Origin of the sequence: Pseudomonas sp. TWRC1-2, assembly GCF_049896685.1 — a bacterium.
In the GTDB taxonomy this organism is placed as follows: Bacteria; Pseudomonadota; Gammaproteobacteria; order Pseudomonadales; family Pseudomonadaceae; genus Aquipseudomonas.
This window is the reverse complement of record NZ_JAFCUU010000004.1, coordinates 302,151-327,596: the sequence shown is the minus strand read 5'-3', so window position 1 is coordinate 327,596 and position 25,446 is coordinate 302,151. Positions and strand designations below refer to the sequence as shown.

The 25,446-nt window shown below is 55.3% G+C and carries 23 protein-coding genes; 22 read left to right on the top strand and 1 reads right to left on the bottom strand.

The annotated features are described in order from the left end of the window. Positions 1–36: 36 nt before the first annotated feature. Positions 37–1,368 (bottom strand): TRZ/ATZ family hydrolase, encoded by a 1,332-nt coding sequence (locus ACP7B3_RS14070; protein WP_426179232.1) that lies wholly within the window; start codon positions 1,366–1,368, stop codon positions 37–39. Positions 1,369–1,477: 109 nt separating this feature from the next. Here ACP7B3_RS14070 and mtnA point away from each other — a divergent pair, with 109 nt between their 5' ends. The 22 genes from mtnA (at position 1,478) to ACP7B3_RS13960 (ending at position 25,427) form a co-directional block, all read left to right on the top strand. After that, positions 1,478–2,548, top strand: coding sequence for an S-methyl-5-thioribose-1-phosphate isomerase (mtnA, locus tag ACP7B3_RS14065; protein ID WP_426179230.1), 1,071 nt, complete (start codon positions 1,478–1,480; stop codon positions 2,546–2,548). Between the two features lie 422 nt (positions 2,549–2,970). Next, entirely contained in the window at positions 2,971–5,628 is a 2,658-nt protein-coding gene (gyrA, locus tag ACP7B3_RS14060; RefSeq protein ID WP_145163138.1) for a DNA gyrase subunit A, read from the top strand. 231 nt (positions 5,629–5,859) lie between these two features. Then, on the top strand, positions 5,860–6,945 hold the full coding sequence (gene serC, locus ACP7B3_RS14055) for a 3-phosphoserine/phosphohydroxythreonine transaminase (RefSeq protein WP_426179227.1): 1,086 nt from the start codon (positions 5,860–5,862) through the stop codon (positions 6,943–6,945). Further along, complete coding sequence (gene pheA, locus ACP7B3_RS14050) at positions 6,945–8,039, top strand: prephenate dehydratase (RefSeq protein WP_053132458.1); 1,095 nt, start codon at positions 6,945–6,947, stop codon at positions 8,037–8,039. Before serC ends, pheA begins: the two co-directional genes overlap by 1 nt. 9 nt (positions 8,040–8,048) lie before the next feature. Next, a complete protein-coding gene (hisC, locus tag ACP7B3_RS14045) occupies positions 8,049–9,161 on the top strand; it encodes a histidinol-phosphate transaminase (protein ID WP_426179225.1) in 1,113 nt (370 codons plus the stop codon). Between the two features lie 28 nt (positions 9,162–9,189). Continuing rightward, a complete protein-coding gene (locus ACP7B3_RS14040; protein ID WP_426179512.1) occupies positions 9,190–11,400 on the top strand; it encodes a bifunctional prephenate dehydrogenase/3-phosphoshikimate 1-carboxyvinyltransferase in 2,211 nt (736 codons plus the stop codon). After that, the gene (gene cmk, locus ACP7B3_RS14035; protein WP_145163144.1) at positions 11,397–12,086 is read left to right on the top strand and encodes a (d)CMP kinase; all 690 of its coding nucleotides are present in this window, start codon (positions 11,397–11,399) and stop codon (positions 12,084–12,086) included. Before ACP7B3_RS14040 ends, cmk begins: the two co-directional genes overlap by 4 nt. A gap of 119 nt (positions 12,087–12,205) precedes the next feature. After that, positions 12,206–13,900: a 30S ribosomal protein S1 gene (rpsA, locus tag ACP7B3_RS14030; RefSeq protein ID WP_064451489.1), complete on the top strand. Its 1,695-nt coding sequence runs from the start codon at positions 12,206–12,208 to the stop codon at positions 13,898–13,900. Between the two features lie 163 nt (positions 13,901–14,063). Further along, complete coding sequence (locus ACP7B3_RS14025) at positions 14,064–14,348, top strand: hypothetical protein (protein ID WP_242193867.1); 285 nt, start codon at positions 14,064–14,066, stop codon at positions 14,346–14,348. Between the two features lie 132 nt (positions 14,349–14,480). Next, positions 14,481–14,777, top strand: a complete 297-nt coding sequence (ihfB, locus tag ACP7B3_RS14020; protein ID WP_003218804.1) for an integration host factor subunit beta — start codon at positions 14,481–14,483, stop codon at positions 14,775–14,777. 23 nt (positions 14,778–14,800) lie between these two features. After that, positions 14,801–15,043 (top strand): LapA family protein, encoded by a 243-nt coding sequence (locus tag ACP7B3_RS14015; RefSeq protein ID WP_426179222.1) that lies wholly within the window; start codon positions 14,801–14,803, stop codon positions 15,041–15,043. Between the two features lie 527 nt (positions 15,044–15,570). Beyond that, positions 15,571–15,885: a hypothetical protein gene (locus ACP7B3_RS14010; RefSeq protein ID WP_426179220.1), complete on the top strand. Its 315-nt coding sequence runs from the start codon at positions 15,571–15,573 to the stop codon at positions 15,883–15,885. A 33-nt stretch (positions 15,886–15,918) separates the two neighbouring features. Further along, entirely contained in the window at positions 15,919–16,485 is a 567-nt protein-coding gene (locus ACP7B3_RS14005; protein ID WP_426179218.1) for a hypothetical protein, read from the top strand. Between the two features lie 1,197 nt (positions 16,486–17,682). Further along, positions 17,683–18,753: a dTDP-glucose 4,6-dehydratase gene (rfbB, locus tag ACP7B3_RS14000; protein ID WP_426179216.1), complete on the top strand. Its 1,071-nt coding sequence runs from the start codon at positions 17,683–17,685 to the stop codon at positions 18,751–18,753. Position 18,754: 1 nt separating this feature from the next. Further along, positions 18,755–19,648 carry a dTDP-4-dehydrorhamnose reductase gene (gene rfbD / locus ACP7B3_RS13995; protein ID WP_145163153.1) on the top strand — a complete coding sequence of 298 codons (894 nt, stop codon included), beginning with the start codon at positions 18,755–18,757 and terminating at the stop codon, positions 19,646–19,648. Continuing rightward, a complete protein-coding gene (gene rfbA, locus ACP7B3_RS13990) occupies positions 19,645–20,538 on the top strand; it encodes a glucose-1-phosphate thymidylyltransferase RfbA (protein WP_145163155.1) in 894 nt (297 codons plus the stop codon). Before rfbD ends, rfbA begins: the two co-directional genes overlap by 4 nt. Then, complete coding sequence (rfbC, locus tag ACP7B3_RS13985; protein WP_145163157.1) at positions 20,535–21,101, top strand: dTDP-4-dehydrorhamnose 3,5-epimerase; 567 nt, start codon at positions 20,535–20,537, stop codon at positions 21,099–21,101. The genes rfbA and rfbC overlap by 4 nt, the downstream gene beginning before the upstream one ends. Beyond that, complete coding sequence (locus ACP7B3_RS13980; protein WP_145163159.1) at positions 21,098–21,502, top strand: sugar 3,4-ketoisomerase; 405 nt, start codon at positions 21,098–21,100, stop codon at positions 21,500–21,502. The genes rfbC and ACP7B3_RS13980 overlap by 4 nt, the downstream gene beginning before the upstream one ends. Beyond that, positions 21,495–21,959 (top strand): acyltransferase, encoded by a 465-nt coding sequence (locus ACP7B3_RS13975; protein WP_145163161.1) that lies wholly within the window; start codon positions 21,495–21,497, stop codon positions 21,957–21,959. Before ACP7B3_RS13980 ends, ACP7B3_RS13975 begins: the two co-directional genes overlap by 8 nt. Further along, a complete protein-coding gene (locus ACP7B3_RS13970) occupies positions 21,956–23,086 on the top strand; it encodes a DegT/DnrJ/EryC1/StrS family aminotransferase (RefSeq protein WP_145163163.1) in 1,131 nt (376 codons plus the stop codon). Before ACP7B3_RS13975 ends, ACP7B3_RS13970 begins: the two co-directional genes overlap by 4 nt. Continuing rightward, the gene (locus ACP7B3_RS13965) at positions 23,083–24,372 is read left to right on the top strand and encodes an O-antigen translocase (RefSeq protein ID WP_145163165.1); all 1,290 of its coding nucleotides are present in this window, start codon (positions 23,083–23,085) and stop codon (positions 24,370–24,372) included. The genes ACP7B3_RS13970 and ACP7B3_RS13965 overlap by 4 nt, the downstream gene beginning before the upstream one ends. Beyond that, a complete protein-coding gene (locus ACP7B3_RS13960) occupies positions 24,369–25,427 on the top strand; it encodes a glycosyltransferase family 4 protein (RefSeq protein ID WP_145163167.1) in 1,059 nt (352 codons plus the stop codon). The genes ACP7B3_RS13965 and ACP7B3_RS13960 overlap by 4 nt, the downstream gene beginning before the upstream one ends. Positions 25,428–25,446 lie beyond the last annotated feature (19 nt).

The window sequence follows — 25,446 nt, the reverse complement described above, 5'->3', positions numbered from 1 at the left end:
GTTTGCAGGTGTTCAAGCGTAGGTGCAAACCCTGCGTTATTCGCTGTGCCCGCTGATGCGTTGGCCCCAGGCAATGGCCGTGGAGGTCAACTGTTGTTCATCCATGCGGGTCAATTGCCGGTCGTCGAGCAACTGCTTGCCGGCGACCCAAAGGTGTTTCACGCAATCGCGTCCGGTGGCATAGATAAGCTGTGAGACCGGATCGTAGATCGGTTGTTGCGCCAGCCCCGAAAGATCAAAGGCCACGATGTCGGCAGCCTTGCCGACCTCCAGTGAGCCAATCTCGCTTTCCAGGCCCATGGCGCGCGCGCCGTTGAGCGTGGCCATGCGCAGGGCGCGATGGGCGTCCAGGGCGGTGGCCGAACCGGCGACGGCCTTGGCCAGCATGGCGGCGGTACGGGTTTCGCCGAGCAGGTCGAGGTCATTGTTGCTGGCGGCGCCGTCGGTGCCGATCGCCACGTTGACGCCAGCCTGCCACAGACGCTCCACCGGGCAAAAGCCGCTGGCCAGTTTCAGGTTCGATTCCGGGCAATGGATGACGCTGGTGTTGCTTTCTACCAGCAAAGCCAGGTCGTCCTCGCTGATTTGGGTCATATGAACGGCCTGGAAGCGCGGGCCGAGCAGGCCGAGACGGCCCAGGCGCGCGAGTGGGCGTTCGCCGGTCTGCTCGACGGCCTGCTGCACTTCGAAGGCGGTTTCGTGCACGTGCATGTGGATCGAGGCGTCCAGCTCTTCGGCAATTATCCGGATCTTTTCCAGGTTTTCATCGCACACGGTGTACGGCGCGTGGGGCCCGAAGGTGATCCGGATGCGCGGATGGTGCTTGAGGTCGCCGAACAGCTCGATGCCCTGGCGAATCGCCTCGTCGGCCGTGCTGGCGCCGGGAATCGGGAAGTCGAGGATCGGAATCGCGATCTGCGCGCGCATGCCGCTGTTGTGCACGCAGTCGCTGGCGACCTTGGGGTAGAAGTACATGTCGCAGAAGCAGGTGATGCCGCCCTTGAGCTGCTCGGCGATGGCCAGGTCGGTGCCGTCGCGCACGAAGGCTTCATCGACCCACTTGGCTTCGGCGGGCCAGATGTGTTTTTCCAGCCAGGTCATCAACGGTAAATCGTCGGCCAGCCCGCGAAACAGGCTCATCGCCGCATGGCCGTGGGCGTTGATCAAGCCCGGGCTGAGCAGCATGCCCGGCAGCTCGCGCACCTCGGTGGCGGCCAGCTTCAATGCCGCGGCCCGTGGCCCGATAAAAGCGATGCGACCATCGCGGATGCCCAGGCCATGTTCCTTGAGCACCACGCCGGCAGGTTCGACAGGTACCAGCCAGGTCGGCAGCAGCAATAAGTCGAGCGGGGCGGCAGTGGAGGTCATCGCAGGCTTCTTCCCGGGCAGCTATAAAAGAAGGGCGAAGTATACCCGAGCGTCCTGGCTGGCGGATCGCTATAATCGGCGGCTTTTGTTCATGAGTGCGGGGTAAGGGATGCGCGACCGACTGTTAGCAGCGGAGAAAGTGAAAGCCATCGAATGGCGTGATGGCGCGCTGCACCTGCTCGATCAGCGTGCCTTGCCGTCTCGGGAAACCTGGGTTGCCTGCACCTCTGTGGCTGAAGTGGCCGATGCCATACGCACGATGGTGGTGCGCGGCGCGCCGGCCATTGGTATCAGCGCCGCCTATGGCCTGGTGCTCGCCGCGCGTGAACGCATCGCTGAAGGCGGCGACTGGCAGGCCGCGTGGGAAGAAGACTACGCGCTGTTGGCTGATAGCCGCCCGACAGCCGCGAACCTGTTCTGGGCCTTGAAGCGCATGCGCGATCGCCTGGACCGCATCAAGAAGCACACCGACCCGGTGGCGGCGCTGGAGGCGGAAGCGATTGCGATCCATGAAAGCGACCGGGAGGCCAATGTGGTCATGGCCCAGTTGGGCCTCGAACGGATTCGCAAGCACCAGGGCAACGCCCAGGCGATCCTGACCCACGGCAATGCCGGCGCACTGGCCACAGGCGGCGTCGGCACGGCCCTCGGGGTGGTTCGCGCCGCGTTTCTGGAGGGGTTGGTCGAGCATGTCTATGTCAACGAGACGCGCCCTTGGCTGCAAGGTTCGCGGCTGACGGCGTGGGAGCTGGCAGGCGAGGGTATTGCGGCGACGGTGAATGCTGACTCGGCTGGCGCGCATATCCTCAAGACCAAGGGCGTGACCTGGGTGATCGTAGGCGCCGACTGCATTGCCGCCAACGGTGATGTGATCGGCACGATCGGTACGTATCAGTTGGCCGTGTGCGCGATGCACCATGGCGTGCGCTTTATGGTGGTGGCGCCAAGCTCGACACTCGATTTGATGATGGCCACGGGTGAAGACGTCGCCCTGGAGGAGCGTGATCCCGGTGAGTTGCTGGAGGTCATGGGGCAGCGGTTGGATGTGGCTGCTTTGAATCCCGTGTTCGACGTGACCCCGGCTGATCTGATTGATGTGATCGTGACCGAAAAAGGCATCGTCGAGCGCCCGGACGCCGCCAAGCTGGCCAAGTTGATGTGCCGTAAGCGCCTGCATTGAGGGTGTTGGTGACTGTCAGGCTGCTATCGGAGCAAGCCCCCTCCCACATTTTGACTGTGTTCACTCTTCGAGTGTGGGAGGGGGCTTGCCCCCGATTGGCCTTATAAGTCAATAAAACCCTTGGATCTGCCCTCAAAAAACAGCACCACCCTACCTCTGAGCCCCTCTCGTCGCCCTCAGGCCCGTCATCCGTCAACTAACTATGCTCCATGCGCATCTGGGGGATAGGTGCGTGGCGGCGATTGTGATAACATCCGGCGGTTTCCAGGGCTGCCTCAAGGGGCTGCCCATAACGTGCAGATCCGTGTCATAACTCGTTGATTTGTCGTAAGTCGTTGTCAGGCACTCTGCCGGCAGCGGCGAGCTTCGTTCGTCCCATAGGATGTGACGAGGTTTCACCCGAAAAAGGAATCAGGCTTCTCATGGGCGAACTGGCCAAAGAAATCCTCCCGGTCAATATCGAAGACGAGCTGAAACAGTCCTACCTCGACTACGCGATGAGCGTAATTGTCGGTCGAGCACTGCCTGATGCGCGCGATGGCTTGAAGCCCGTGCACCGGCGTGTGCTGTTCGCGATGAGCGAGCTGGGTAACGACTGGAACAAGCCGTACAAGAAATCTGCCCGTGTTGTCGGTGACGTGATCGGTAAGTATCACCCTCACGGCGACACTGCGGTGTACGACACCATCGTTCGGATGGCGCAGCCGTTTTCCCTGCGCTACCTGCTGGTAGACGGCCAGGGCAACTTCGGTTCGGTCGACGGCGACAACGCTGCGGCCATGCGATACACCGAAGTGCGCATGACCAAGCTGGCGCACGAGCTGCTGGCCGACCTGCACAAAGAAACCGTGGACTGGGTGCCGAACTACGACGGCACCGAAATGATCCCGGCCGTCATGCCGACCAAGATCCCCAACCTGCTGGTCAACGGCTCCAGCGGTATCGCCGTCGGCATGGCGACCAACATCCCGCCACACAACCTCGGTGAAGTCATCGACGGTTGCCTGGCGCTTATCGACAACCCTGAGCTGACCGTCGATGAGCTGATGCAATACATCCCCGGTCCGGACTTCCCGACCGCCGCGATCATCAACGGTCGTGCCGGCATCATCGAAGCCTACCGCACCGGTCGCGGCCGCATTTACATGCGCGCCCGCTCGATCATCGAAGACATCGACAAGGTCGGTGGCCGTCAGCAGATCGTCATCACCGAACTGCCTTACCAGTTGAACAAGGCGCGTCTGATCGAGAAGATCGCCGAGCTGGTTAAAGAGAAGAAGCTGGAAGGCATCACCGAGCTGCGCGACGAGTCCGACAAAGACGGTATGCGCGTGGTGATCGAGCTGCGTCGTGGCGAAGTGCCTGAGGTGATCCTCAACAACCTCTACGCCCAGACCCAGCTGCAAAGCGTGTTTGGCATCAACGTGGTTGCACTGATCGACGGCCGTCCGCGCATCCTGAACCTCAAGGATCTGCTGGAAGCCTTCGTGCGTCACCGCCGCGAAGTGGTTACCCGCCGTACCGTGTTCGAACTGCGTAAAGCGCGCGAACGTGGTCACATCCTGGAAGGCCAGGCCGTTGCCCTGTCGAACATCGACCCGGTCATCGCCCTGATCAAGGCTTCGCCGACGCCGTCGGAAGCTAAAGAAGCGCTGATCAAGATGCCGTGGGAATCCAGCGCCGTTGTGGCGATGGTTGAGCGTGCCGGCGCCGATTCGTGCCGCCCCGAGACCCTCGACCCGCAATACGGTCTGCGTGACGGCAAGTACTTCCTGTCGCCGGAACAGGCCCAGGCCATTCTGGAACTGCGCCTGCACCGCCTGACCGGTCTGGAGCACGAGAAGCTGCTGGCCGAGTACCAGGAAATCCTCAACCAGATCGGCGAGTTGATCCGCATCCTCAGCAGCGCCGTGCGCCTGATGGAAGTGATCCGCGAAGAACTGGAAGTGATCCGCGCCGAATACGGCGATGTACGTCGCACCGAAATCCTTGATGCGCGCCTCGACCTGACCCTGGGTGACATGATCCCGGAAGAAGAGCGCGTGGTGACCATCTCCCACGGTGGCTATGCCAAAACCCAGCCGTTGGCTGCGTACCAGGCCCAGCGTCGTGGTGGTAAAGGCAAATCGGCTACCGGCGTGAAGGATGAGGACTACATTGCTCACCTGCTGGTCGCCAACAGCCACACCACGCTGCTGCTGTTCTCCAGCAAAGGCAAAGTGTACTGGCTGAAAACCTACGAAATCCCGGAAGCCTCGCGTGCCGCCCGTGGTCGCCCGTTGGTCAACCTGCTGCCGCTGGACAGTGATGAATACATCACCACCATGCTGCCGGTCGAGGAATACACCGAAGGTCACTTCATCTTCATGGCTACCGCCAAAGGCACCGTGAAGAAGACCCCGCTGGAATCCTTCAGCCGTCAGCGCAGCGTGGGCCTGATCGCCCTGGAGCTGGACGAAGGCGACGTGCTGATCTCCGCTGCCATCACCGACGGCGAGCGTGAAGTCATGCTGTTCTCCGACGGCGGCAAAGTAACGCGCTTCAAGGAATCCGACGTGCGTGCCATGGGCCGTACTGCCCGCGGTGTGCGCGGTATGCGTCTGCCAGAAGGGCAGAAGCTGATTTCGATGCTGATTCCGGAAGAAGGCAGCCAGATCCTCACCGCTTCGGCGCGTGGTTATGGCAAGCGCACGGCGATCACCGAGTTCCCGGAGTACAAGCGTGGCGGCCAGGGCGTTATCGCCATGGTCAGCAACGATCGCAACGGCCGTCTGGTCGGCGCGGTCCAGGTGCTCGATGGCGAGGAAATCATGCTGATTTCCGACCAGGGCACCCTGGTGCGTACCCGTGTGGCCGAAGTGTCGAGCCTGGGCCGTAACACCCAGGGTGTGACCCTGATCAAGCTGGCCAAGGATGAAAAACTGGTCGGCCTGGAGCGTGTGCAGGAACCGTCGGAAGTTGAAGGCGAAGAGCTGGAAGAAGGTGAAGAGTTCGACGGCGAGGTGATCGCAGCTGGCGATGACAACGTCGACGAGCCAACCCTCGATGCTGCCGCAGACGAAGAAGAACCGCAGGAATAAGCGGACACACAGGGGGCGGATGAAGATTCGCCCCCTTGTTGTTTGTCCGAACGGAAATATCGACAGCTGTGGAGATCGAGTGTGGGAGCGGGCTTGCTCGCGAAAGCGGACTGACATTCACCAGAGATGTCGCCTGTTGGATCGCTTTCGCGAGCAAGCCCGCTCCCACATTGGATTGGGTGTCGGCTGATATGTTTGTGTGACTACCACCAGATCAGAGTGAGATTGGATGTGAGCAAGAGAGCCTATAACTTCTGTGCCGGTCCCGCGGCGCTTCCTGAAGCAGTCCTGCAGCGCGCGCAGGGTGAACTCCTCGACTGGCATGGAAAAGGCCTCTCCGTGATGGAAATGAGCCATCGCAGCGATGAGTTCGTGTCCATTGCCACCAAGGCCGAGCAGGATCTGCGCGACTTGCTGCACATCCCCTCCCACTACAAGGTGCTGTTCCTGCAAGGCGGCGCCAGCCAGCAGTTTGCTCAACTGCCGCTGAACCTGCTGCCCGAAGATGGCACGGCCGACTATATCGACACCGGTATCTGGGGCCAGAAGGCCATTGAAGAGGCCTCGCGTTACGGTCACGTCAACGTGGCGGGCACTGCCAAGCCTTACGACTACTTCGCCATCCCTGGTCAGAACGAGTGGAAGCTCTCGAAAGACGCGGCCTATGTTCACTACGTAGCGAACGAAACCATCGGCGGCCTGGAGTTCGACTGGGTGCCGGAAGTGGGCGATGTGCCATTGGTGTGCGACATGTCCTCGGACATCCTCTCGCGTCCGATCGATGTGTCCAAGTACGGCATGATCTATGCCGGGGCGCAGAAGAACATCGGCCCGAGCGGCATCCTGGTCAACATCATCCGTGAAGACCTGCTGGGTCGCGCTCGTTCGGTGTGCCCGACCATGCTCAACTACAAGGTCGCGGCCGATAACGGCTCGATGTATAACACGCCGCCGGCGTTCGCCTGGTACCTGTCTGGCCTGGTGTTCGAGTGGCTCAAAGAGCAGGGCGGTGTCGCCGCCATGGGCAAGCTCAACGAAGAGAAGAAGCGCACCCTGTACGACTTCATCGACGCCAGCGGCCTGTACAGCAACCCGATCAACCTGACCGACCGCTCGTGGATGAACGTGCCGTTCCGTCTGGCTGATGATCGCCTGGACAAGCCATTCCTGGCCGGCGCCGACGAGCGCGGCCTGCTGAACCTCAAGGGCCACCGTTCGGTCGGTGGCATGCGCGCCTCCATCTACAACGCTGTCGACATCAACGCGATCCACGCGCTGGTTGCCTACATGGCAGAGTTCGAAAAGGAACACGGCTAATGTCTGAGCAAGAACTCAAGGCCCTGCGTGTACGCATTGACAGCCTGGACGAGAAAGTCCTGGAGCTGATCAGTGAGCGCGCGCGGTGCGCCCAGGAAGTGGCACGGGTAAAAATGGCATCCCTGGCTGAGGGCGAAGTACCGGTTTTCTACCGGCCTGAGCGTGAAGCGCAGGTGCTCAAGCGCGTGATGGAGCGCAACAAGGGGCCATTGGGCAACGAAGAAATGGCGCGGTTGTTCCGTGAAATCATGTCCTCGTGCCTGGCGCTGGAGCAGCCGCTCAAAGTGGCTTACCTCGGCCCTGAAGGCACCTTCACCCAAGCGGCGGCCATGAAACATTTCGGCCACGCGGTGATCAGCAAGCCAATGGCGGCGATTGACGAAGTGTTCCGTGAAGTGGCGGCCGGTGCGGTGAACTTTGGCGTGGTGCCGGTGGAAAACTCCACCGAAGGCGCGGTCAACCACACGCTGGACAGCTTCCTTGAGCACGACATGGTGATTTGCGGCGAAGTCGAGCTGCGTATCCACCACCACCTGCTGGTGGGCGAGAGCACCAAGACCGACAGCATTAGCCGCATCTACTCCCACGCCCAGTCCCTGGCCCAGTGCCGCAAGTGGCTGGACGCGCATTACCCGAATGTCGAGCGCGTGGCGGTGTCCAGCAATGCCGAAGCGGCCAAGCGGGTCAAGGGTGAGTGGAATTCGGCAGCAATCGCTGGCGATATGGCAGCGGGCCTGTATGGCCTGACGCGCCTGGCCGAGAAAATCGAGGACCGCCCGGACAACTCCACGCGCTTCTTGATGATTGGCAGCCAGGAAGTGCCGCCGACCGGCGACGACAAGACTTCGATCATTGTCTCCATGAGCAACAAGCCCGGCGCGCTGCATGAGCTGCTGGTGCCGTTCCACGACAACGGGATTGACCTGACGCGAATCGAGACACGTCCTTCGCGCAGCGGTAAATGGACTTATGTGTTCTTTATCGACTTCATCGGCCATCACCGCGACCCACTGGTCAAGGGCGTGCTGGAGAAAATCAGTCAGGAAGCCGTGGCACTCAAGGTGCTGGGCTCTTACCCGAAAGCGGTTTTGTGAGGCTTTAACATGAGTGGCAACTTCCTCGCCCTGGCTCAGCCGGGCGTGCAACAACTGTCGCCTTACGTTCCAGGCAAGCCTGTGGACGAGCTGGCGCGTGAGTTGAACCTGGATCCGTCGAAGATCGTCAAGCTGGCCAGTAACGAAAACCCGCTGGGCCCGAGCCCCAAGGTATTGGCGGCGATTCGTGACGAGTTGGCTGAGCTGACCCGCTACCCGGACGGGAATGGTTTTGCCCTCAAGTCTCTGCTGGCGCAAAACTGCCGGGTCGAGTTGAACCAGGTGACCCTGGGCAACGGCTCCAACGATATTCTTGAGCTGGTCGGCCGTGCTTACCTGGCGCCTGGACTGAATGCGGTATTCAGCGAGCACGCGTTTGCCGTCTACCCGATCGTCACTCAGGCAGTCGGCGCCGACGCGCGCGTTATTCCGGCCAAGGACTGGGGTCACGACCTGCCGGCCATGCTGGCGGCCATCGACGCCCAGACCCGCGTGGTGTTTATTGCCAACCCGAATAACCCGACCGGCACCTGGTTCGATGCGCAAGCGTTGAGCGACTTCCTGCAAGACGTGCCGGAGCACGTGCTGGTGGTGCTGGACGAGGCCTACATCGAGTACGCAGAAGGCAGCGACCTGCCGGATGGTCTGGATTTTCTCGCGGCGTACCCGAACCTGCTGGTGTCGCGCACCTTCTCCAAGGCTTACGGCCTGGCGTCGTTGCGGGTTGGCTACGGCTTGTCGACGGCGGTGGTGGCCGACGTGCTGAACCGCGTGCGCCAACCGTTCAACGTCAACAGCCTTGCCTTGGCGGCGGCGTGTGCGGCGGTGAAAGATGCCGAGTACCTGGAAGAGGGTCGTCGCATCAACGAAAGCGGCATGCTGCAACTGCAGGAAGGCTTCCGTGAGTTGGGCTTGGGCTGGATTCCGTCCAAGGGCAACTTCATTTGCGTCGATCTTGCTCAAGTCGCCGCCCCGGTTTTCCAGGGGCTGCTGCGCGAAGGCGTGATCGTGCGCCCGGTGGCCAACTACGGCATGCCGAACCACCTGCGTATCACCATCGGTTTGCCGGCGGAAAACAGCCGCTTCCTGGAGGCATTGGCCAAGGTTCTGGCTCGTGGTTGATGTCACTGCATTGCAACCCGCTGTGCCTATGATCGGTCGCCTGGTGGTGGTGGGTCTGGGATTGATCGGCGGCTCGTTTGCCAAAGGTCTGCGTGAAAGCGGACTGTGCGGCGAAGTGGTCGGTGTGGACCTGGACCCGCAATCGCGCAAGTTGGCGGTTGAGTTGGGCGTGGTGGATCGCTGTGAAGCAGACTTGGCGCTGGCTTGCCAGGGTGCGGACGTGATCCAGCTCGCGGTGCCGATTCTGGCGATGGAGAAGCTGCTGGCCTTGCTGGCCGGCATGGACTTGGGGCAGGCAATTCTCACGGATGTCGGCAGTGCCAAGGGCAATGTGGTGCGCGCGGCGCAACGGGCGTTTGGCGGCATGCCTGCGCGTTTTGTGCCGGGCCACCCGATTGCCGGTTCCGAGCAGAGTGGTGTCGAGGCGTCCAATGCGCAGTTGTTCCGTCGTCATAAAGTGATCCTGACGCCGCTTGAGCAAACCGACCCGGCAGCCTTGGCTGTGGTCGATCGCCTGTGGCGTGAACTGGGTGCGGATGTCGAGCACATGCAGGTCGAGCGTCACGACGAAGTGCTGGCGGCGACCAGCCATTTGCCGCATTTGCTGGCTTTTGGCTTGGTGGATTCGCTGGCTAAACGTAACGAGAATCTCGATATTTTCCGCTACGCCGCTGGTGGTTTCCGCGATTTCACGCGTATTGCCGGCAGTGATCCAGTGATGTGGCATGACATCTTCCTTGCCAATCGCGAGGCGGTGCTGCGCACCCTGGACACCTTCCGCAGCGACCTCGACGCCTTGCGCGACGCGGTGGATGCGGGGGACGGCCATCAATTACTGGGCGTGTTCACCCGTGCGCGGGTGGCGCGTGAGCACTTCAGCAAAATTCTGGCGCGCCGGGCCTATATGGAAACTGCTGTGAACGCCGATGAGCAGACCTTCCTCGCCAACCCGGGTGGCCGCCTGAGCGGACAGATTCGGATGCCGGGCGACAAGTCGATCTCCCATCGCTCGATCATGCTCGGCTCACTGGCTGATGGCGTGACAGAGGTTGAAGGTTTCCTTGAGGGCGAAGATGCCCTGGCGACCTTGCAGGCGTTTCGCGACATGGGCGTGGTGATTGAAGGGCCGCACCATGGGCGCGTGACCATCCATGGGGTTGGCCTGCATGGCTTGAAGCCGGCGCCGGGGCCGATCTACCTGGGCAACTCCGGAACGTCGATGCGGCTGTTGTCCGGCTTGCTGGCGGCGCAGCGCTTCGACAGTGTGTTGACCGGCGATGCTTCGCTGTCCAAGCGCCCGATGAGCCGCGTGGCCAAGCCACTGCGCGAAATGGGCGCGGTGATTGAAACCGGGCCGGAAGGGCGTCCGCCGTTGACCATTCGCGGAGGTCAGGCATTAAAAGGCCTGACCTATACGCTGCCAATGGCCAGCGCGCAGGTTAAATCCTGCCTGTTGCTGGCGGGCTTGTATGCCGAGGGCAAAACCTCGGTGACCGAGCCTGCACCGACCCGTGACCACACCGAACGAATGCTGCGCGGCTTCGGTTATCCGGTGCAGGTGCAGGGCGCTACGGCGTCGGTTGAGTCGGGCCATGCGTTGACCTCCACGCATATTGAGGTGCCGGGGGACATTTCTTCTTCTGCATTCTTTCTGGTCGCGGCGTCGATTGCCGAGGGTTCCGAGCTGTTGCTGGAGCATGTGGGGATCAATCCGACACGGACCGGTGTGATCGATATCCTGCGGCTGATGGGTGCGGACATCACGCTGGAAAACCTGCGTGAGGTCGGCGGTGAACCAGTCGCCGATTTGCGCGTGCGTGCTGCTGCGCTGAATGGCATCGAGATTCCTGAGGCGTTGGTGCCGCTGGCGATTGATGAGTTTCCGGTGTTGTTCATCGCGGCGGCCTGCGCTCAGGGCCGTACCGTGTTGCGCGGCGCTGCAGAGCTGCGCGTGAAGGAATCCGACCGTATCCAGGTAATGGCCGACGGTCTGCTGGCGTTGGGCGTGAAGTGTGAACCGACACCCGATGGGATTATCATTGACGGTGGCCTGATAGGCGGCGGCGAGGTGCATTCCCATGGCGATCACCGGATTGCTATGGCCTTTAGTGTGGCGTCCCTGCGGGCGACAGCGCCGATTCGTATCCGTGACTGTGCCAATGTGGCTACATCTTTTCCGAACTTTCTTACACTGTGTGCCCATGTCGGCATTCGTGTTGCCCAAGAGGCTCAATTGTGAATATCAAAGCACCGGTGATTACCATCGACGGGCCAAGCGGCTCGGGCAAAGGCACGATTGCCGGCATTCTGGCCAAGCGCCTGGGCTGGTGCCTGCTGGATTCCGGCGCGCTGTACCGTTTGCTGGCCTTTGCCGCGCGTAACCACGGCGTCGACCTGACCAACGAAGAATCCTTGAAGCTGCTGGCGGCGCATCTTGATGTGCAGTTCGTCGGCGCGACGGAAGGTCATCCGCAACGCATCATCCTCGAAGGCGACGATGTGACCGATGATCTGCGTAACGAACAAGTTGGCTCCTGGGCCTCCCAGGTTGCCGCGCTGCCGGCCGTGCGGGACGCGCTGCTGCAGCGCCAGCGGGCGTTTCAGGAACCGCCGGGCCTGGTCGCGGATGGTCGCGACATGGGCACCGTGGTGTTTCCAGACGCGCCGTTGAAGATTTTCCTGACCGCCAGCGCCGAAGAGCGGGCGCGCCGCCGTTACTTGCAGTTGAAGGGCAAAGTCGATGGTGTTAGTCTGTCGAGTCTGCTAGATGAGATCCGTGCACGCGATGAGCGTGATACCCAGCGTGCGGTAGCCCCGCTCAAGCCGGCGGCTGACGCCATACAGCTGGATTCCACGGAGTTATCCATCGAGCAGGTGCTGGAACGCATCTTGAGTGAAATCGCCATTCGCGATATCACCGGGTGACCAAGAAGGCTGCAGGGGACCAGTCATAGTCCTGCGGTGCTTCTTTTAATTGAAACTGACCCACACCGTCTGGGGTGTGGAGATGGGCGTATTCTTCGCCCTTATCAACAGGAATTAAAATGAGCGAAAGCTTTGCGGAACTCTTTGAAGAAAGCCTAAAAACCCTGAACCTTCAGGCAGGCTCCATCATCACCGGTGTTATCGTTGATATCGATTACCAAGCTCGCTGGGTAACCGTTCACGCTGGTCTGAAGTCTGAAGCTCTGATCCCGCTGGAACAGTTCTACAACGATGCTGGTGACCTGACTATCAATGTCGGTGACGAAGTTCACGTTGCTCTGGACTCGGTTGAAGACGGTTTCGGTGAAACCAAGCTGTCCCGTGAAAAAGCCAAGCGCGCTGAATGCTGGATTGTTCTCGAAGCAGCCTTCGCAGCTGAAGAAGTGGTCAAGGGCGTTATCAACGGTAAGGTTAAAGGCGGCTTCACTGTCGACGTTAACGGCATCCGTGCGTTCCTGCCAGGTTCTTTGGTCGACGTTCGTCCAGTGCGCGACACCACGCACCTGGAAGGCAAAGAACTCGAATTCAAGGTCATCAAACTCGACCAGAAGCGCAACAACGTTGTCGTTTCCCGTCGCAGCGTCCTGGAAGCAGAGAACTCCGCCGAGCGTGAAGCTCTGCTGGAATCCCTGCAGGAAGGCCAACAAGTCAAAGGTATCGTCAAGAACCTCACCGATTACGGCGCATTCGTCGATCTGGGTGGCGTCGATGGCCTGCTGCACATTACCGACATGGCTTGGAAGCGTATCAAGCATCCTTCTGAAATCGTCAACGTTGGCGACGAGATCGATGTCAAGGTTCTGAAGTACGATCGTGAGCGTAACCGCGTTTCCCTGGGCTTGAAGCAGCTGGGCGAAGATCCATGGGTTGCTATCAAAGCTCGTTACCCAGAAAGCACTCGCGTAACCGCGCGTGTTACCAACCTGACCGACTACGGCTGCTTCGCAGAGCTGGAAGAAGGCGTGGAAGGCCTGGTACACGTTTCCGAAATGGACTGGACCAACAAAAACATCCACCCTTCGAAAGTCGTACAAGTCGGCGACGAAGTGGAAGTTATGGTTCTGGACATCGACGAAGAGCGTCGTCGTATCTCCCTGGGCATCAAGCAGTGCAAATCTAACCCATGGGAAGATTTCTCTGGCCAGTTCAACAAGGGCGATAAAATCTCCGGCACCATCAAGTCGATCACCGATTTCGGTATCTTCATTGGTCTGGACGGCGGCATCGACGGCCTGGTTCACCTGTCCGACATCTCCTGGAACGAAGTTGGCGAAGAAGCTGTTCGTCGTTTCAAGAAGGGCGACGAGCTGGACACCGTTATCCTGTCGGTTGACCCAGAGCGCGAGCGCATCTCCCTGGGTATCAAGCAACTGGAAAGCGATCCGTTCTCCGAGTACGTTCAAGAGAACGACAAAGGCGCAATCGTTAAAGGCACTGTGAAAGAAGTTGACGCTAAAGGCGCCATCATCACTCTGGCCGACGATATCGAAGCGACTCTGAAAGCCTCCGAAATCAGCCGTGACCGCGTTGAAGACGCACGTAACGTTCTGAAAGAAGGCCAGGAAGTAGAAGCCAAGATCATCAGCGTTGACCGCAAGAGCCGTGTAATCCAGCTCTCCATCAAGTCGAAAGACGAGATCGAAGAGAAAGAAGCCATTCAGAGCCTGCGCGACAAGCCAGCCTCTTCTGAGCCTTCTGCTGGTCCTACCACTCTGGGCGACCTGCTGCGTGCACAGATGGAAAAACAGAACTAAGTTCTGTCAGACCATAGAAAAAGGGCGACTTCGGTCGCCCTTTTTTGTGCCTGAAATTCGTTGAATCAATACCGAGAACCAAGGTGCGCAGCACAGTGTCAGAACTGGCTATAGTTTTATTAAAAGCACGGTTGTCAGCGATGTTGTTTCAATAAGGATTTCGATGAACAAGTTTATTTTAATTTTCGCTGCAGTCATGCTTGCCGGCTGCTCTACCACCAGCGCCAAAACTCACGTCAAGCGCGGTGTCAGTGGTATCGAGGTCGACTGCTCGGGCCTTGGTGGCAATTGGAGCAAGTGCGAGAAGCGCGCTGCCCGCGAATGCAAGATGCAAGGCTATAAGGTCATCACCCGATCCAGCGATGCCAAGGACGAAGAGGGCGACTATCCGTTCGGCTGGAATCCCGCTGGCGCAGTAACTCGCACTATGCTGGTGATCTGTAATTGAGGCTCAAAGGCGCATGTTGCGGGTGTCCGCCTGTGCAGCAGATAAGTTGTCTAGTGGGCTGTTCAAATTCATCAAGTCATGCTAAAACCTTTGAAGCGCTTTTCCTAGCTGCTTGAAAAAGAAGGGAAAAATATGACGAAGTCGGAGTTGATCGAACGAATTGTCACCCATCAAGGGCTGCTTTCATCCAAGGATGTAGAGCTGGCTATCAAGACTATGCTTGAGCAAATGTCCCAATGTTTGGCTACTGGGGATCGGATTGAGATCCGTGGATTTGGCAGTTTCTCCTTGCATTACCGCGCACCGCGCGTCGGCCGTAACCCAAAAACCGGGCAGTCGGTCAGCCTTGATGGCAAGTTTGTACCTCACTTCAAGCCTGGAAAGGAATTGCGGGACCGGGTGAACGAAGACGAGGAAGAAGGCGTCTGACTGTTTTTGGGCAGGAGATGGTTATGCGAGGAATCAAGCGCGTGTTTTTGTTGCTGACAGTACTGGCAGCTGTACTGATAGTTTTAGGGTTTGTGCTGGAAAATCAGCAGGGCGTGTCTCTCTCGTTCTCGGGGTTGGCGACTGCGCAGATGCCGGTGTCGGTATTTGTGGTAGTTGCTTTGATTGTGGGGTTGCTGATTGGGCCTTTGCTAAGCGTCTTGTTTCGTGGGCGACGTGTTAAGTCGAGGCATGCTACCCATAATTGAGCGGTTAGGCCTCTCACTTTGCAGTGATCGGTTGGAGTGCTCCGGACACCGTTTGTCAGATAATTTCTTCGTGGCCCGTCCGCCAAGTTGTGCGCAGTTTTGTGAATCTTTGGATTTTCGTGCCGTAAAATCTACGGTGGTATTGGTGCCATATCGGTGATGCTCCATTTTTCTCTCTTCACCCCCCTGCACAGACACCTCCAGGGAACGCTTTGCTAGCATTTTAAGAAATGGCCTACAGACATTTAGAAGCTTGAAATATGTTTTGGAGGTGGCAAAATGGAATCTGTGCCTCGATAACAGGCATTTTTTGCACTCAAGACTCAGAAGCGACGCTGGGTTCTGATGAGTATCTAATTAAAATAAAACACACAATGTAGTATGCATAACGAGCCCGCAGTTTCTCCTTGACGGCAGGTTTTTGTTGTGATTAGTAGCTTCTGCTCCCCCCAGTAAGATCCTCTGACGCCATAGATTTAATAGAGCTATTAAAAGTCGTCTACCTTCAAAAAAAGCTTCTGCTTCTAGTGAGTTTAACGGTTGCGTTGATTGCACGGGTCTACGCGTTTATGGCAACCCCCCAGTACAAGGTCAGCGTGGTGCTGCGCCCTGAAGCCATCAATGAACTGGATGCGCTGAATCGCTCCGAAGCTTACCAATTACCGGCCGACGCGCTGCGCAAGGGTGGGCGAGGCGCTGGAGTCGTACGATACTCGCCTGGCTTTCTTCAAAGCCAATCAGAAGCTGTTCGCAAGCTTCGTTCGCCCTGTAGAAACACTGGAGCTGAGTTTCGAATCGTTCAACCGCAATTCGATTCAGTTGCCGTTGCCCGATCCGGATAAAAAAATTTACCGGGTGCTTATATCAAGCTCGAAATGATTTATCCCAAGGGTATTGACCGGGTTGCTATCCTGAATGGTCGGGTCGACTACGCCATCGGCACTACGCGTGAACAAATCAGTGCTGGCGTGAATGTCATCGTCCAAAACCGGCTCAGTGAGCTCAAAGGAAAAATTGACTCGGCTCGCTCGAACTACAATGTCGAGAAAGAAGCCAAAACCGGTTCGTTACGTGAGGTCGATGCTTTAAAACGTGCACAGTTGCAGGATGAGCTGAGTGCCTTGAGTGCGCAATTGAAAGTGCTACGCAGTGATCGTATCTTTCAACTGAATGAAGCGATAGGAATTGCCGGATCCTTGGGTATGCGAAAACCTGCTACGTTGTTTTCATTCGCTGAGCCCGCCAATACCCGTGCCGGCAGCGTGATTCGCAACGAAGTGAACAACCAGCAAACACCCCTTTGTTTTATGGGTGGGAGGCACTTAAGGCTGAGCTTGCCGCGCTGGGGCAGCGCAAGTCGGATGACTTCGCGGATCCTCGCGTCGCGCAGATCGCGAAGGAGTTTCAATTGCTGGCTACCAACCGCGAAATTGAAGTGCTGAACGCGCGGAAAAAATGAGGATGTTTTCCTCGCGGGTGTTCAACCGGTACGTGCAGAGATGACCCGGTTGAGTCATTTGAATGCTGATATGTCGACCCTCAAGTTGGTCGCTATCGATCAGCAGGCCCTTGAGCCGTTGGCGCCAGCTATACCAAATCGCCTACTCATAGTGGTTCTTGGTTTGATCGGCGAGGCTGTATAGGCTGTTTCATTGCGCTCATCAGGCATCAGGCTCTCGTCTGCGGCGCTTCTGCAGCGGATAGCGCTTCGACCGCTCCCGCTCGTGCGCTTATCGATGCTAAGTCAATCAGTGGTGCTCAACCCATGCTGTCCAGAAGTAGCTGAGCAGCATGGGGTGCTTGATCGAACTGTCTTTATGTTCGGATGGCTTTCATCGCCCTCGATCCTCAGAGCACCGCTGTCTGGCGTGTGCTCATTTTTCTGCGAAAGGTTGGGTAACCCTGATTCTTGAATTTATGCCCGCAGCCATAAGCGACGCTGAATCTTTCAGCTTTCGAATTGGTTTTGACGCGGTTATGGTGCTCCGAGAAAGATTTCTATACATGGTGAAAAAACTCGTCGCGGACCTTTACTGCTCGAGAGGGCGCAGGTGTTAGGATTGGCTGCGTTGATCGGGCGGTATCATCTCAAGGCTGAAGATGGTCGCTTGGGGCATCCGTCGATGGGTATGGCGCGCGTTGATAGGACGCGGAACTGCTTCATAGGCGCATAAATCTTTTGCCATGGCATTTCGGTGCCGTGTTTGAACCAACGTTCCGCGTTGAGCTCTACCAAGAGTTCGAGTGCCGAACGGAGTTTCGAAAAGTATCGAATCAAAAAACTAGAACGATATTTTTTTGTGTGAAGGAACACGTCGAGATCAGTGTTGATACAGGCTATCGTACGTAGTTTGGCGCACGTGAGGGATTCGGCGAACGTCTGTCGAACTCATAAGAGCAAAAAAGCCGTTTTTATGCGTGTGCATTTTTTGAGCCTCAGGCAAACGCGTCAAGACGGTGGGTATTTCAGGCCCTTCGAAGGGAGCTGTGTTAACGACCAAGCGAGGCAAGATTAAGCTGATCGCGAAGAGTCATCACGATACAGTGTTCCTCCTGGTTCGTTATTTTTCCAAAGTCAAGTGCGAAAGCGTAATGACGAATGAGCGCTTCTAGCGCTGTTTGAGTTTAAGGAGAGTGTTTTGAAAATATTAGTGACCGGTGGCGCTGGTTTCATTGGTTCGGCGGTTGTCCGCCATATCATTGCAAATACCAAGGATTCGGTGGTCAATCTCGATAAATTGACCTATGCCGGCAATCTGGAGTCACTGGGAGAAAGCGCCACGAGTAGCCGATATAGCTTTGAGCGCGTTGATATTTGCGATGCCGACCAACTCAAGCGGGTTTTTGAAGAACATCGCCCGGATGCCGTCATGCACCTTGCGGCGGAGTCCCATGTTGACCGTTCGATCAGTGGCCCTTCGGATTTTATTCAGACCAATATCGTAGGGACCTACACGCTCCTGGAGGCGGCACGTCATTACTGGATGGGGCTTGATCCTGAGGCCAAACAGCGCTTTCGCTTCCATCATATCTCTACTGATGAGGTATACGGTGACCTTGATGGTCCGGAAGACCTGTTTACCGAGCAGACGTCCTACCAGCCCAGCTCGCCTTATTCAGCGAGCAAAGCAAGTTCCGACCACTTGGTGCGGGCCTGGGCGCGAACCTATGGTTTACCGGCAATCGTAACGAACTGCTCGAATAACTACGGTCCCTGCCACTTCCCTGAAAAGCTGATACCCCTGGTTATCTTGAATGCACTCGAAGGCAAGCCCCTGCCTATTTATGGTAAGGGTAACCAAGTTCGTGACTGGTTGTACGTGGTAGATCATGCCCACGCTCTTTACAAAGTGGTAACTGAGGGCGAAATCGGCGAGACCTACAATATTGGCGGTCACAATGAGAAGAAGAATCTCGAGGTGGTACACACCGTTTGTACCTTGCTGGATGAGCTTTGCCCTGAATCGCCGCATCGTCCGCACGAGCAACTGATCACCTACGTTCAGGATCGTCCAGGACATGACCAGCGCTATGCGATTGACGCCAGCAAAATTCAGCGTGAGCTGGGATGGAAGCCCGAAGAGACATTCGATTCGGGTATTCGCAAAACGGTTGAGTGGTATCTGCACAACCAAGGTTGGGTAGAGAACGTGAAAAGTGGTAACTACCAGCAGTGGATCGAAAAAAACTACACCGAGCGTAAAGCCTGACATGAAAATTTTGCTGCTAGGTAAAAATGGCCAGGTGGGTTGGGAGCTTCAACGTTCGCTTGCGATGTTGGGCACTGTCGTCGCGCTCGATCGCAATCTAAGCAATGGTCTGTGCGGCGACCTTGCCAACGTCCAATCCTTGCGCGCCACGATCCAGCAAGTAGCTCCGGACATAATCGTCAATGCAGCCGCTTATACTGCAGTGGACAAGGCTGAGTCCGATAAGGATCTGGCGTTGCTAATCAATGCGACGGCGGTGGCGGCAATCGCTGAAGAGGCGAACAAGCTCGGATGCTGGTTTGTGCATTTTTCCACGGATTATGTATTTGACGGCCAAGGCGACGCGCCTTGGCAGGAGAACGACCCTGTTTCTCCAGTCAATTATTATGGCACTACCAAACTGATGGGCGAGCAGGCGATTGTGGCGTCAGGCTGCAAGTACCTTATTTTTCGTACAAGCTGGGTTTACGGCGTAAGAGGCAATAACTTTGCCAAGACGATGTTGCGACTCACTGCGGATCGCGACGAACTTAACGTCATTGCGGACCAGATAGGCGCGCCTACTGGTGCAGATCTTATCGCCGATGTATGCGCAGTCGCTGTCAGGCAAGCAATGGTAGATCCGTCGGTAGCTGGCGTTTATCATGTGGCTGCCGCTGGGTTTACCTCTTGGCACGAGTACGCCCAGTTGGTTATTGATTACGGCAGATCTCTGGCGCTGCCGATGCAGGTACAGGTTGTAAACCCTATTCCAACATCGCAGTTCCCAACGCCTGCCCGTCGACCATTGAATTCACGGCTCAATACCGAGAAACTGCGTCAGACTTTTTCCATCCACCTGCCTGAATGGCGCGGTGGTGTGACTCGGATGTTAAAGGAAGTTTTAGAGAAATGACGGTTATTAAACGCAAAGGCATCATCCTGGCAGGCGGTTCTGGTACGCGCTTGCACCCCTTGACGTTGGGCGTGTCCAAACAGATGTTGCCCATCTTTGACAAGCCGATGATTTTCTACCCGCTGTCCGTGCTGATGCTAGCTGGGATGCGCGAAATCCTGATTATCTCTACTCCAGAAGACCTGCCGTGCTTCAAAAAATTGCTGGGCGACGGTAGCCAATACGGTATCGAACTCACCTATGCAGAACAGCCGAGCCCCGACGGATTAGCGCAAGCTTTCATCATCGGCGAAGAGTTTATTGGTGATGATCCGTGCTGCCTGATCTTGGGCGACAACATTTTCTATGGCCAGCATTTCTCTGATAATCTTCGCTCTGCGATGTCTCAAAACTCCGGCGCGACTGTGTTTGGTTATCATGTTTCGGACCCTGAGCGTTTTGGGGTAGTCGAATTTGACCACACTGGCCGTGCGCTCAGCATCGAGGAGAAGCCAGCTCTGCCTAAGTCAAACTATGCAGTGACAGGTTTGTATTTCTACGATAACCGTGTTGTTGAAGTCGCAAAGAACATCAAGCCTTCGCCGCGTGGTGAACTCGAGATTACAGATGTAAACAAGGCTTACCTGGACGACAAGTCATTAACGGTGGAAATGTTAGGTCGAGGTTTCGCCTGGCTTGACACAGGTACTCACGAATCGTTACTTGAAGCGAGCCACTTTGTTCATACCATTGAGCACCGCCAGGGGCTTAAAGTAGCTTGCCTTGAAGAAATCGCCTTTAACAGTGGTTGGATTTCGGCAAAGCAACTAAGTGAGCAAGCTGAAAAGCTCAAGAAAACCGGCTACGGGCAGTATCTGCAGAAGCTACTCAAAGAGGCTTCTGATAAATGAAACTGATCCAGACCTCGATCCCGGACGTCGTCATAATTGAACCGGCTGTTTACGCAGATGCGCGTGGCTGGTTCATGGAAAGTTTCAACCAAGCAAAATTTCATGCGGCGCTGCAGGATCTTGGTTTGTCTGTCCCGAATGCATTCATTCAAGACAATCACTCCTATTCCGCTAAAGGGGTGTTGCGTGGCCTGCATTTTCAGCGTGCACCCCACGCACAGGGAAAACTGGTCCGGGTTGTGAGGGGCTCAGTCTATGATGTTGCCGTCGATATCCGTCCCGGTTCAGCCACCTATCTGCAATGGGTTGGCGTTGAACTAAACACTGATAACAACCGCATGCTGTGGATTCCGGAAGGGTTTGCGCACGGGTTTGTTTCGTTAGAAGACAATACGCACTTCTTGTACAAAACGACGGATTATTACGATAAACAATCGGAGGGTGCACTTCATTGGAGCGATCCTCAACTTTCCATTGAATGGCCGGGATTTGAAGATTACATTATCAGTGATAAAGATAATGAAGCCCCAGGCGTTGAAAGCCTGTCGGTAGTTGTGGGATGAGTTTAATTAACTTTTTAGATGTTAAGAAGTTGGGTGATCATCGCGGTCACCTTATAGCGCTTGAAAACAACAGAAGTATCCCTTTCGCTATAAAGCGTGTCTATTACCTGACCGATACGCAGGTGGACGTGCCTCGTGGATTTCACGCGCATAAAGAGCTAACTCAAGTCGCGGTCTGTGTGTCAGGACGTTGCCTGATGAAAATGGACGACGGAGTAAATAAAGAAGAAGTTTGGTTGGACGCCTCTGACAAGGCGATTGTCATCGATAAAATGATTTGGCACGAAATGCATGAGTTTAGTGCAGATTGTGTGTTGTTAGTGTTAGCCGATGATTATTACGACGAGCAAGACTACATTCGGAATTACGACGCGTTTTTGGAGCTGACAAAACATGCCTAAAATACATCCACTCGCCGATGTGAAAAGCACACGCCTCGGAAAAGACACTCGAGTGTGGCAGTTTGCAGTGATTTTCGACGGCGCGGTCATTGGTGAAAACTGCAACGTTTGTGCGCATACACTGATAGAAAACGGTGTATCGGTAGGCAACAACGTCACCATTAAGTCGGGCGTATTTCTCTGGGAAGGGACGGTTATTGCTGATGATGTTTTCATCGGACCTAACGCCACATTTACGAATGACGCTATGCCTCGTTCCAAAGTCTACCCGGAGATTTTTTCAGGGATCATTATCAAACGAGGTGCCAGCATCGGTGCCAACGCGACGATCTTGCCAGGCGTGACGATTGGTGAGGACGCAATGGTCGGTGCGGGCGCTGTAGTCGTGTCCGACATTCCTGATCGTGCAGTCGTTGTTGGTAATCCAGCTAAAGTTATTAGGTACTTGACCAAATGATAAGTTTTCTCGATTTGAAATCAATCAATCACCTGTGCCGCCAGGAACTGGTTGATGCGTGCACCCGAGTAATCGATTCCGGTTGGTACATCGGTGGGAGCGAACTGCAGCAGTTTGAACAGCGCTATGCTGAGTATTGCGGAACTAAGCATTGCATTGGCGTCGCCAACGGGCTTGACGCTCTGGTGCTGGTCATCCGCGCCTGGAAGGAATTGGGCTACTTGTGCGAAGGAGATGAAATTCTGGTTCCTTCAAATACCTATATCGCGAGTATTCTCGCCATATCGGAGAATGGGCTGACACCCGTTCTGGTAGAGCCAGATCCAGCAACGTTTAATATATGCCCCCTTAACGCTGAGGCTGCAATTACTAGCAGAACCAAAGCTATTCTGCCGGTGCATTTATATGGTCGTCTTGCGGACATGCCAGCCATCATGGCGCTCGCTGAACGATCTGGCCTGCTCGTGCTGGAAGACTCTGCTCAATCCCATGGGGCCAGCGTTGATGGAAGGAAAGCTGGTAACTGGGGCCATGCTTCCGGTTTCAGCTTCTATCCCGGAAAAAATCTTGGTGCGCTTGGCGATGCAGGTGCAATTACTACAAACGATGACGTACTGGCGTCGACGCTGAGGGCTTTACGTAATTACGGCTCTCACGAAAAGTACAAGAATCTGTACCGTGGAATGAATAGCCGACTGGACGAGATTCAGGCGGCTTGTTTGTGTGTAAAGCTAAAATATCTGGACGATCAAACGGCTCACCGCCGTCAGATTGCCGACTTGTATACCAGGACCATTAACAACCCTGCCATTGTTTTGCCTGAGTCCGAAGGTTTCGAGCCTTCGCAGAATACACGTCATGTATGGCATGTTTACACTGTTCTTTGTGAGCAAAGAGCTGCGCTCCAAGATCACTTTTTGCGAGCGGGCATTCAAACGTTGATTCACTATCCTATTCCTCCACATCACCAGCAGGCCTATGCTGAATTAGCGGGGTGCTCTTTTCCGGTCTCAGAAAAAATACACAGTCAGATCTTGAGCTTGCCTATCGGCCCAACGATGTCACTGAGCGATGCTGAAGCGGTCGTTCAGGCATGCAACAGCTTTGTGGCTAAAGAAACTAAATGAACCTCGTTAAGACCAGCTTTTTTAATGGGATAGCTGTTGTCGTTAAGATGTTGACCCTTTTGGGAATCAATAAGATCTTGGCGCTGTATGTTGGGCCGTCAGGTTATGCAGCATTGGGGCAACTACAGAACGCTCTTACAATGATAATAACGCTCTCCAGTGGTGCTGTTAATACTGGTGTTACCAAATACACAGCTGAATACGCTGAAGAGCCGAGCAAGCAGCACGCGGTTTGGAAGACTTCAACCGCTTTGGCGGTTGTAGGCTCTCTGACTGTGGGCATTGCGGTAGCGGTGTTTAGCCATAGGTTGTCGTTGTATTTTTTTAAAAAAGAAGAATATGCCAGTGTATTTTTGTGGGTCGCTTTATCTTTAGTTTTTTTTACATTAAATGCTTTATTGATGGCTATAATCAATGGGAAAAAAGATGTAAAGACATTAGTCATCGCTAACATTGCCGGCAGCGTCTTGTCTTTGATAGTTACGGGGTTACTCACCTGGTTTTTAGGGCTCTATGGGGCGTTGGTTTCTCTCGGTATCTATCAGGCGCTGGCGTTCGTTACGACTGTTTTCCTATGCAGGCATGCAGACTGGTTTCGCGTCGAATATTTTTTTGGACGGTTCGATAAACGCGTCGCTGTTGATTTAAGTAAGTATGCTGCAATGGCGTTGACGACTGCTGTGTGTCTTCCAATCGCTCAAATATTGATCCGGGACCATTTAACAAACGAGTTCGGCATCGAGTACGCTGGTTATTGGGAAGCGATGTGGCGGCTAAGTAGCGCCTATCTCTTGCTGGTGACAACGACGCTAGGCGTTTACTATCTGCCTCGTCTTTCAGAGCTTTTCGGCTATAATGCGATTCTGAAAGAAGTAATTGACGGTTATAAAATTGTGCTTCCTGTTGCCATATTAGGCTGCGCAGCTGTGTATTTTTTACGCGATTTTGTTATTTCTGTTTTGTTTAGCAAGCAATTTTTACCCATGAGGGATCTCTTCGCTTTTCAGCTCATTGGTGATGTGATGAAAGTGGGAAGCTGGATACTTGCTTATGTCATGCTCGGCAAGGCTATGTATAAGTTATATATCGTCACGGAGGTGCTGTTTTCCATGTCATGGTACTTCTTGGTTTTGCTGTTCACACGGTGGCATGGGTTTGATGGAGTGGTTGAAGCCTATGCATTCAATTATTTCCTTTATTGGATTATTATGGCTGTTTGTGTGATGTACGCACTGAGTACCCATTCCAAGGGTCAAACTGACCCGTCGATGAAGAGCGCCCAATGAAAATTTTAATCCCGATGCTCGCGTTTTCAAGCGCCGGTGGGATGAGGGTATTGTCGAGACTGTCTAGCGAGTTAATAGAGAGCGGCCACCAAGTCGATTTTTTAGGTCCGCATTTCATTAACAAGCCTTACTATCCGACGCTCGCTAATGTCAGAGTTTTTAAGAATGTTTTTAATCGGATACCGGTGCTGCGGGGGATTTTTAACCTCATAGGCATGTTCCTGTTTGTTCTAAGGCATCGGAAAGAATATGACGTTTTTCTGGCGAATTATAATTTAACTGCCTTCCCGGTCGCGCTGGGTGCCCTGGGTACAGGTAAAGGTTTTTACTATATTCAGGCTTATGAGCCCAGCTTTTATGACAGGAAAAGTTTTATAGGTTTTTTTGGCTATCTCATGGCGTCGGCTTCGTATTTCTTACCGCTCCGGCGAATTGTTAATGGCGAAATTTACCAAAGCTATAAGCTGTTAAAAGCAAAATGCGTTGTTGAACCTGGGATTGATTTAGACGTATTCAAATTTTCTCCGAGGCCGTTTCCGTCCGGAGAAATAGTTGTAGGATGCATAGGTCGGGGCCTGGCTTGGAAGGGGACGTATGAGATTGTGCAGGCCGTAAAAATTGTCAGAGCAACCACCGGTAAGAATTTGATCTTAAAAGTGGCTTTCGAGCTTCCTAAAACGGTTGATTTGAATAGTTACGACTTTATTGAAATGAGTGCGCCTCATGGTGATGAGCACTTGGCGGCGTTTTATAGAAGCGTTGACTTGTTTATCGCCACCGGGCTTCTGCAGGACAATGCCTTTCACTATCCGTGTTTAGAGTCTCTGGCGTCAGGTTGTATAGTCGTCTCAAATTACGGGCCGGCCACTGAAAGTAATTCACTGTATGTGTACCGGGTAACGATTGAGAAGATAGTTTCTCAGATACTGCAGTATCTTCAATTGGACGAGCAAGCGTTAGCCACTATGCGGGCTAATGCAGAACAAGACGTGAAAGCCTATGAATGGTCGGCGATAGCAAGAAAAATGCTTGATTCATTTGCTTCTCTACGTTAACTATTTCTTAAGAATATTA